Source organism: Streptomyces ipomoeae 91-03, from assembly GCF_000317595.1.
Taxonomy (GTDB): domain Bacteria; phylum Actinomycetota; class Actinomycetes; order Streptomycetales; family Streptomycetaceae; genus Streptomyces; species Streptomyces ipomoeae.
The window spans coordinates 1-8,834 of the sequence record NZ_AEJC01000266.1 but is presented as its reverse complement, the minus strand read 5'-3'; the positions used below and the strand labels follow the sequence as shown (position 1 = coordinate 8,834).

Annotated in this window: 7 protein-coding genes; 6 read left to right on the top strand and 1 reads right to left on the bottom strand. The window is 69.8% G+C overall.

The annotated features are described in order from the left end of the window. Nucleotides 1-36: 36 nt before the first annotated feature. Nucleotides 37-537, bottom strand: a complete 501-nt coding sequence (gene bldD / locus STRIP9103_RS17545; RefSeq protein WP_009313753.1) for a transcriptional regulator BldD — start codon at nt 535-537, stop codon at nt 37-39. Nucleotides 538-781: 244 nt separating this feature from the next. Here bldD and pyrR point away from each other — a divergent pair, with 244 nt between their 5' ends. The 6 genes from pyrR to carB all read left to right on the top strand — a co-directional run. Continuing rightward, entirely contained in the window at nt 782-1,378 is a 597-nt protein-coding gene (gene pyrR / locus STRIP9103_RS17540; protein ID WP_009313754.1) for a bifunctional pyr operon transcriptional regulator/uracil phosphoribosyltransferase PyrR, read from the top strand. A gap of 128 nt (nt 1,379-1,506) precedes the next feature. Continuing rightward, on the top strand, nt 1,507-2,541 hold the full coding sequence (locus tag STRIP9103_RS17535) for an aspartate carbamoyltransferase catalytic subunit (protein WP_009313752.1): 1,035 nt from the start codon (nt 1,507-1,509) through the stop codon (nt 2,539-2,541). A gap of 4 nt (nt 2,542-2,545) precedes the next feature. Further along, nucleotides 2,546-3,832, top strand: coding sequence for a dihydroorotase (locus STRIP9103_RS17530; RefSeq protein WP_009313756.1), 1,287 nt, complete (start codon nt 2,546-2,548; stop codon nt 3,830-3,832). Beyond that, nucleotides 3,829-4,395 (top strand): PH-like domain-containing protein, encoded by a 567-nt coding sequence (locus STRIP9103_RS17525; protein WP_009313751.1) that lies wholly within the window; start codon nt 3,829-3,831, stop codon nt 4,393-4,395. The genes STRIP9103_RS17530 and STRIP9103_RS17525 overlap by 4 nt, the downstream gene beginning before the upstream one ends. Next, the gene (carA, locus tag STRIP9103_RS17520; RefSeq protein WP_009313757.1) at nt 4,392-5,534 is read left to right on the top strand and encodes a glutamine-hydrolyzing carbamoyl-phosphate synthase small subunit; all 1,143 of its coding nucleotides are present in this window, start codon (nt 4,392-4,394) and stop codon (nt 5,532-5,534) included. The genes STRIP9103_RS17525 and carA overlap by 4 nt, the downstream gene beginning before the upstream one ends. Then, the coding region (carB, locus tag STRIP9103_RS17515) for a carbamoyl-phosphate synthase large subunit (RefSeq protein WP_009313758.1) at nt 5,527-8,834 on the top strand (3,308 nt) is incomplete at its 3' end. The genes carA and carB, both read left to right, overlap by 8 nt.

The window sequence follows — 8,834 nt, the reverse complement described above, 5'->3', positions numbered from 1 at the left end:
CCGGCGGCACGTTTCTGCTGGGCCTTGCCCGAGGTGTCAGCTCTCCTCGTGGGAGACCGCGCGGCGCGCGTCCGCGTCGAGGACACCCCAGCTGATCAGCTGTTCGGTGAGGACGGAGGGGGACTGGTCGTAGATGACGGCGAGTGTGCGGAGGTCGTCCTGGCGGATCGAGAGCACCTTGCCGTTGTAGTCACCGCGCTGGGACTGGATCGTCGCCGCATAGCGCTGGAGCGGGCCCGCCTTCTCCACCGGGACATGGGCGAGGCGCTCCAGGTCGAGGACGAGCTTCGGCGGCGGCTCGGCGGCGCCACCAGGGGTCGTACCGGGAAGCAGCTCCTGCACCGGAACCCCGTAGAAGTCCGCCAGCTCCGCGAGGCGCTGCACGGTGACGGCGCGGTCGCCGCGCTCGTACGAACCGACCACGACCGCCTTCCAGCGTCCCTGGGACTTCTCCTCGACACCGTGGAGGGAAAGGCCCTGCTGGGTGCGGATGGCCCGGAGCTTGGCCCCGAGCTGTTTGGCGTATTCGCTGGACATATGGCTCCCCGGACACTGTGTCATCGTGCGGCTCCGCCGCGCGGCTGGTGACTCACTGTGAGGTTACGCAGCGTGACTCTCCCCCGTCAAGCCGAATGGTCCGGACCGACTCTTCCGTGGTAACCGGCGCCCATTGCGCCAAGGGGGTGATCAGGAGCGTTGTGGGGGCCTGCTACCGTTGATGGCGCAAATCCGACGTCCTTTAAGGTCCGTCCCGTGAGGCGGAGAAGGAGGTCCGTTTCGTATGGACACACAACCAAATCCGCAAGAGGTGCAGTCGTCGTCCGATGCGAGGCCCGTGCTCGAAGGGCCCGACATCGCGCGCGTACTGACCCGTATCGCCCACGAGATCGTCGAACGAGCCAAGGGCGCCGACGATGTGGTGCTCCTCGGCATTCCGACCCGAGGCGTCTTCCTCGCCCAGCGGCTCGCCGCCAAACTGGCCGAGATCACCGACCGCAAGATCCCGGTCGGCTCGCTCGACATCACCATGTACCGCGACGACCTGCGCATGCAGCCGCCGCGTGCGCTGGCCCGTACCGAGATCCCGGGTGACGGCATCGACGGCCGCCTCGTCGTCCTCGTCGACGACGTGCTCTTCTCCGGCCGCACGATCCGCGCGGCGCTCGACGCGCTCAATGACATCGGCCGTCCCCGCGCCGTACAGCTCGCGGTCCTCGTCGACCGCGGCCACCGTGAACTGCCCATCCGCGCCGACTACGTCGGCAAGAACCTCCCCACGTCGCTGCGGGAGACGGTCAAGGTCCAGCTCGCCGAGGAGGACGGTCGGGACACCGTGCTGCTCGGTGCGAAGCGGACCGCCCGGGGCGCGCAGCACTGACGACCGGACGGCGTACGGCACTGCCGTGCGCCCCCTGGATCGCGTGTACGCGCGCCCGCCTGCCCGGCTGTGCCCGGCCGGTCGGGTCCTCGCCTCCCACTGAAGAACCGCCTTACGGAGCCTGAAAGATGCAGCGTCATCTCATCTCGGCCGCCGATCTCTCCCGTGACGACGCCGTCCTGATCCTCGACACCGCCGAGGAAATGGCCCGGGTCGCCGACCGGCCGATCAAGAAACTGCCGACCCTGCGCGGCCGGACCATCGTCAACCTCTTCTTCGAGGACTCCACCCGCACCCGGATCTCCTTCGAGGCCGCCGAGAAGCGCCTGTCGGCGGACGTCATCAACTTCTCCGCCAAGGGGTCGTCGGTGTCGAAGGGCGAGTCCCTCAAGGACACCGCCCAGACCCTCGAAGCCATGGGCGTCGACGCCGTCGTCATCCGGCACGGCGCCTCCGGGGCCCCGTACCGGCTCGCCAACTCCGGCTGGATCGACGCCGCCGTCATCAACGCCGGTGACGGCACCCACCAGCACCCCACTCAGGCCCTGCTCGACGCCTTCACCATGCGGCGCCGGCTCGTCGGCCGGGACGCCGGGCTCGGCCAGGACCTCTCCGGCAAGCGCATCACCATCGTCGGCGACGTGCTGCACAGCCGGGTGGCCCGCTCCAACGTCGACCTGCTGCACACGCTCGGCGCCGAGGTCACCCTGGTCGCCCCGCCCACCCTGATCCCCGTCGGCGTCGAGACCTGGCCCTGCGAGGTGTCGTACGACCTGGACAGCACGCTGCCCAAGTCCGACGCGGTGATGATGCTGCGCGTGCAGCGCGAGCGCATGAACGCCGCGTTCTTCCCGACCGAGCGCGAGTACTCGCGGCGCTACGGCCTCGACGGCGACCGCATGGCGCGGATGCCCGAGCACGCCGTCGTGATGCACCCGGGGCCGATGGTCCGCGGTATGGAGATCACCGCCGAGGTCGCCGACTCCGACCGCTGCACCGTCGTCGAGCAGGTCGCGAACGGCGTCTCCATCCGGATGGCCGTGCTGTACCTGCTGCTGGGCGGTAACGAGCCCGCCGTCACCCACACCCGCCCGTCCGTCTCCCACCACAACCCTTCCGACGAGCGCTCCGCGCACACCTTCATCGCGGCCGAGGAGAAGTAGAACGATGAGCAAGACCCTGATCCGTGGTGCGAAGGTGCTCGGCGGCGAGCCGCAGGACGTGCTGATCGACGGTTCGGTCATCGAGGCCGTGGGCAGCGGGCTGTCCGCCGAGGGCGCCGAGGTCGTCGAGGCCGGCGGCAAGGTGCTCCTGCCGGGCCTCGTCGACCTGCACACCCATCTGCGGGAGCCCGGCCGCGAGGACTCCGAGACGGTGCTGACGGGTACCCGGGCCGCCGCGAGCGGGGGCTACACCGCCGTGTTCGCCATGGCCAACACCTTCCCCGTCGCCGACACCGCCGGTGTGGTCGAGCAGGTCTACCGGCTCGGCCAGGAGCACGGCTACTGCGACGTCCAGCCCATCGGCGCCGTCACCGTCGGCCTGGAGGGCAAGAAGCTCGCCGAGCTGGGCGCCATGCACGAGTCGGCCGCCGGGGTCACCGTCTTCTCCGACGACGGCAAGTGCGTCCACGACGCCGTGATCATGCGCCGGGCCCTGGAGTACGTGAAGGCCTTCGGCGGTGTCGTCGCCCAGCACGCGCAGGAGCCGCGGCTGACCGAGGGCGCCCAGATGAACGAGGGCGTCGTCTCGGCCGAGCTGGGTCTCGGCGGCTGGCCGGCGGTGGCCGAAGAATCGATCATCGCCCGGGATGTCCTGCTCGCCGACCACGTGGGCTCCCGCGTCCACATCTGCCACCTGTCGACCGCCGGGTCCGTCGAGATCGTGCGCTGGGCCAAGTCCCGGGGCATCGACGTCACCGCCGAGGTCACCCCGCACCACCTCCTCCTCACCGACGAGCTGGTCCGTACGTACAACCCGGTCTACAAGGTGAACCCGCCGCTGCGCACCGAGCGCGATGTGCTGGCGCTGCGCGAGGCGCTCGCCGACGGCACGATCGACATCGTCGCCACCGACCACGCCCCGCACCCGCACGAGGACAAGGACTGCGAGTGGGCCGCGGCGGCCATGGGCATGGTGGGGCTGGAGACCGCGCTGTCGGTGGTCCAGGAGACGATGGTCGACACCGGACTGCTCGACTGGGCGGGCGTCGCCGACCGCATGTCCTTCAAGCCCGCCGAGATCGGTCAGGCGGCCGGCCATGGACGTCCCGTCTCGGCAGGTGAGCCCGCCAACCTCACGCTCGTCGACACGGCATACCGTGGGTCGGTGGATCCCGCGGGCTTCGCCTCGCGCAGCCGCAACACCCCGTACGAGGGTCGCGAGCTGCCGGGCCGTGTCACGCACACGTGGCTGCGGGGCAAGGCCACGCTCGTCGACGGGAAGCTCACGTGACATCTGTAATTCTGCTGGCCGCCGAGAAGGAATCGGCCGAGGTCACCGACTGGGCCGCGCGCGTCGGATGGCTCGTCGGACTCGCCCTCTTCGTCGCGCTCGTCTACTGGCTGATGCGCGAGGGCTGGAAGTGGCGCGGCACGCTCCAGAGCGACCTGCCCGCCCTTCTCGACGCGCCGGACGAGCCCGGTCCCGTGAAACTGAGCTTGAGCGGCCGCTACCACGGCTCCACCACCGCCGGGCAGTGGCTCGACCGCATCGTGGCGCACGGCCTGGGCACCCGCAGCCGGGTCGAGCTCACGCTGACGGAAGCGGGCCTGGACGTCGTACGCCCGGGGGCGACGGACTTCTTCGTCTCGCGCGAGGCCCTGCGTGCGGCCCGGCTCGACAAGGGCATCGCCGGCAAGGTCCTCACCGAGGGCGGTCTGCTGGTCGTGACCTGGGAGCACGGCGACAGGCTGCTCGACTCCGGGTTCCGCTCCGACCACGCGGCCGAGCACAACGAGTGGGTCGAGGCACTGAACAACATGATCAACAAGACGGAAACGGAAGGCGCACGATGACGACCTCCACCCGGGGAGCCACCAAGGTTCCCGCCGTACTCGTCCTGGAGGACGGCCGGATCTTCCGCGGCCGTGCTTACGGGGCCGTGGGGGCGACCTTCGGCGAGGCCGTGTTCTCCACCGGGATGACCGGCTACCAGGAAACCCTCACCGACCCGTCGTACCACCGCCAGGTCGTCGTGATGACCGCCCCGCACGTCGGCAACACCGGCGTCAACGACGAGGACCCCGAGTCCCAGCGGATCTGGGTCGCCGGCTATGTCGTACGCGACCCCGCCCGCGTGCCCTCCAACTGGCGCTCCCGGCGCTCGCTCGACGAGGAACTGGCCCAGCAGGGCGTCGTCGGCATCAGCGGCATCGACACCCGGGCCCTCACCCGCCATCTGCGTGAGCGCGGCGCCATGCGCGTCGGCATCTTCTCCGGCAACGCGCTGCCCGACGAGGGCACCATGCTCACCGAGGTCCGCCAGGCCCCCGAGATGAAGGGTGCGAACCTCTCGGCGGAGGTCGCCACCAAGGAGCCGTACGTCGTCCCGGCCATCGGGGAGAAGAAGTTCACCGTCGCCGCCGTCGACCTCGGCATCAAGGGCATGACACCGCACCGCATGGCCGAGCGCGGCATCGACGTGCACGTCCTGCCCGCCACGGCCACGGTCGAGGACGTGTACGCGGTCCAGCCCGACGGCGTGTTCTTCTCCAACGGCCCGGGCGACCCGGCCACCGCCGACCACGCCGTCGCCGTCATGCAGGGCGTCCTGGAGCGTGGCACCCCGCTCTTCGGTATCTGCTTCGGCAACCAGATCCTGGGGCGCGCGCTCGGCTTCGGCACCTACAAGCTGAAGTACGGCCACCGCGGCATCAACCAGCCGGTGCAGGACCGTACGACCGGCAAGGTCGAGGTCACCGCGCACAACCACGGCTTCGCCGTCGACGCCCCGACCGACAAGGTCTCCGACACCCCCTACGGCCGCGCCGAGGTCTCCCATGTGTGCCTCAACGACAACGTGGTGGAGGGGCTGCAGCTCCTCGACCGGCCGGCCTTCAGCGTCCAGTACCACCCCGAAGCGGCAGCGGGCCCGCACGACGCCGCCTACCTGTTCGACCGCTTCGTATCCCTGATGGAGGGCCAGCGTGCCTAAGCGCACCGATATCCAGTCCGTCCTGGTCATCGGCTCCGGCCCGATCGTCATCGGCCAGGCCGCCGAGTTCGACTACTCCGGCACCCAGGCGTGCCGGGTCCTGAAGGCCGAGGGCCTCAGGGTCATCCTGGTCAACTCCAACCCGGCGACGATCATGACCGACCCGGAGATCGCCGACGCCACGTACGTCGAGCCGATCACCCCCGAGTTCGTCGAGAAGATCATCGCGAAGGAGCGCCCCGACGCCCTGCTGCCGACGCTCGGCGGCCAGACGGCGCTCAACACCGCCATCTCGCTGCACGAGAACGGTGTCCTGGAGAAGTACGGCGTCGAGCTCATCGGCGCCAATGTGGAGGCGATCCACAAGGGCGAGGACCGCGACCAGTTCAAGCTGGTCGTCGACGCGGTCAACGCCAAGATCGGCCACGGTGAGTCCGCCCGCTCGGTCATCTGCCACTCCATGGAGGACGTCCTCGCGGGCGTCGAGACGCTCGGCGGCTACCCCGTCGTCGTCCGTCCCTCCTTCACCATGGGCGGCGCCGGCTCCGGCTTCGCCCACGACGAGGAGGAGCTGCGCCGCATCGCGGGCACCGGCCTCACGCTGTCGCCGACCACCGAGGTGCTCCTGGAGGAGTCCATCCTCGGCTGGAAGGAGTACGAGCTGGAGCTGATGCGCGACAAGCACGACAACGTCGTGGTCGTCTGCTCCATCGAGAACTTCGACCCCATGGGCGTGCACACCGGTGACTCGATCACCGTCGCCCCGGCGATGACCCTCACCGACCGCGAGTACCAGATCCTCCGTGACATCGGCATCGCGGTCATCCGCGAGGTCGGCGTCGACACCGGTGGCTGCAACATCCAGTTCGCGGTGAACCCCGAGGACGGTCGCGTGATCGTCATCGAGATGAACCCGCGCGTGTCGCGCTCGTCGGCCCTCGCCTCCAAGGCCACCGGCTTCCCGATCGCCAAGATCGCCGCCAAGCTGGCCGTCGGCTACACGCTCGACGAGATCCCGAACGACATCACCCAGGAGACCCCGGCCTCCTTCGAGCCGACGCTCGACTACGTGGTCGTCAAGGCGCCCCGCTTCGCCTTCGAGAAGTTCCCGTCCGCCGACTCCTCCCTGACCACGACCATGAAGTCGGTCGGCGAGGCCATGGCGATCGGCCGCAACTTCACCGAGGCCCTGCAGAAGGCGCTGCGGTCGCTGGAGAAGAAGGGCAGCCAGTTCACGTTCGTCGGCGAGCCCGGCGACAAGACGGAGCTGCTGCGCGAGGCCGTACGGCCCACCGACGGCCGGATCAACACCGTCATGCAGGCCATCCGCGCGGGCGCCACGCCCGAGGAGGTCTTCGAGGCCACGAAGATCGACCCGTGGTTCGTCGACCAGCTCTTCCTGATCAAGGAGATCGCGGACGAGCTGGCCGCCGCCGAGCGTCTGGATGCCGAACTGCTGGCCGAGGCCAAGCGGCACGGCTTCTCCGACCAGCAGATCGGCGAGATCCGCGGGCTGCGCGAGGACGTCGTGCGCGAGGTCCGGCACGCGCTGGGCGTGCGCCCGGTGTACAAGACGGTCGACACGTGCGCCGCCGAGTTCGCCGCGAAGACGCCGTACTTCTACTCCTCCTACGACGAGGAGACCGAGGTCGCGCCCCGCGAGAAGCCCGCCGTGATCATCCTCGGCTCCGGCCCGAACCGCATCGGCCAGGGCATCGAGTTCGACTACTCCTGCGTCCACGCCTCCTTCGCGCTGAGCGACGCCGGGTACGAGACCGTGATGGTCAACTGCAACCCCGAGACCGTCTCGACCGACTACGACACCTCCGACCGCCTGTACTTCGAGCCGCTGACGCTGGAGGACGTGCTGGAGATCGTCCACGCCGAGTCGCTGGCCGGTCCGATCGCCGGCGTCGTCGTCCAGCTCGGCGGACAGACCCCGCTGGGCCTGTCGCAGGCGCTCAAGGACAACGGCGTACCGATCGTCGGCACGTCCCCCGAGGCGATCCACGCGGCCGAGGACCGGGGCGCCTTCGGACGCGTCCTCGCCGAGGCCGGCCTCCCCGCCCCGAAGCACGGCACGGCCACCACCTTCGCCGGCGCCAAGGCCATCGCCGACGAGATCGGCTACCCGGTCCTCGTACGCCCGTCGTACGTGCTCGGCGGGCGCGGCATGGAGATCGTGTACGACGAGACCCGGCTGGAGTCGTACATCGCCGAGTCGACCGAGATCAGCCCCTCCCGGCCCGTCCTCGTCGACCGCTTCCTCGACGACGCCATCGAGATCGACGTGGACGCGCTGTACGACGGCGAGGAGCTGTACCTCGGCGGCGTCATGGAGCACATCGAGGAGGCCGGCATCCACTCCGGCGACTCGGCGTGCGCCCTGCCCCCGATCACCCTCGGCGGCTTCGACATCAAGCGCCTGCGGGCCTCCACGGAGGCCATCGCACGCGGTGTCGGAGTGCGCGGTCTGATCAACATCCAGTTCGCGATGGCGGGCGACATCCTGTACGTCCTCGAAGCCAACCCGCGCGCGTCCCGTACGGTCCCCTTCACCTCCAAGGCGACCGCGGTGCCGCTGGCCAAGGCCGCCGCCCGGATCTCGCTGGGCGCGACCATCGCCGAGCTGCGGGCGGAGGGGCTGCTCCCCGCGGTCGGTGACGGCGGTGAGCTGCCGCTGGACGCGCCGATCTCGGTCAAGGAGGCCGTCATGCCGTGGTCGCGCTTCCGTGACATCCACGGGCGCGGCGTCGACACGGTCCTCGGCCCGGAGATGCGTTCCACCGGCGAGGTCATGGGCATCGACTCGGTCTTCGGCACGGCGTACGCCAAGTCGCAGGCCGGCGCATACGGGCCGCTGCCCACCAAGGGCCGCGCCTTCATCTCGGTCGCCAACCGCGACAAGCGCTCGATGATCTTCCCGGCGCGCGAACTGGTCGCCCACGGCTTCGAACTGCTGGCCACCTCCGGCACGGCCGAGGTGCTCAAGCGCAACGGCATCCACGCCACCGTCGTACGCAAGCACTCCGAGGGCACCGGCCCGAACGGCGAGCGGACCATCGTCCAGCTCATCCACGACGGCGAGGTCGACCTCATCGTCAACACCCCGTACGGCACCGGTGGCCGCCTCGACGGCTACGACATCCGTACGGCCGCCGTGGCCCGCTCCGTGCCATGCCTGACCACGGTCCAGGCGCTCGCCGCGGCCGTCCAGGGCATCGACGCCCTCAACCACGGTGACGTCGGCGTGCGCTCACTCCAGGAACACGCCGAACACCTGACCGCGGCCCGCGACTA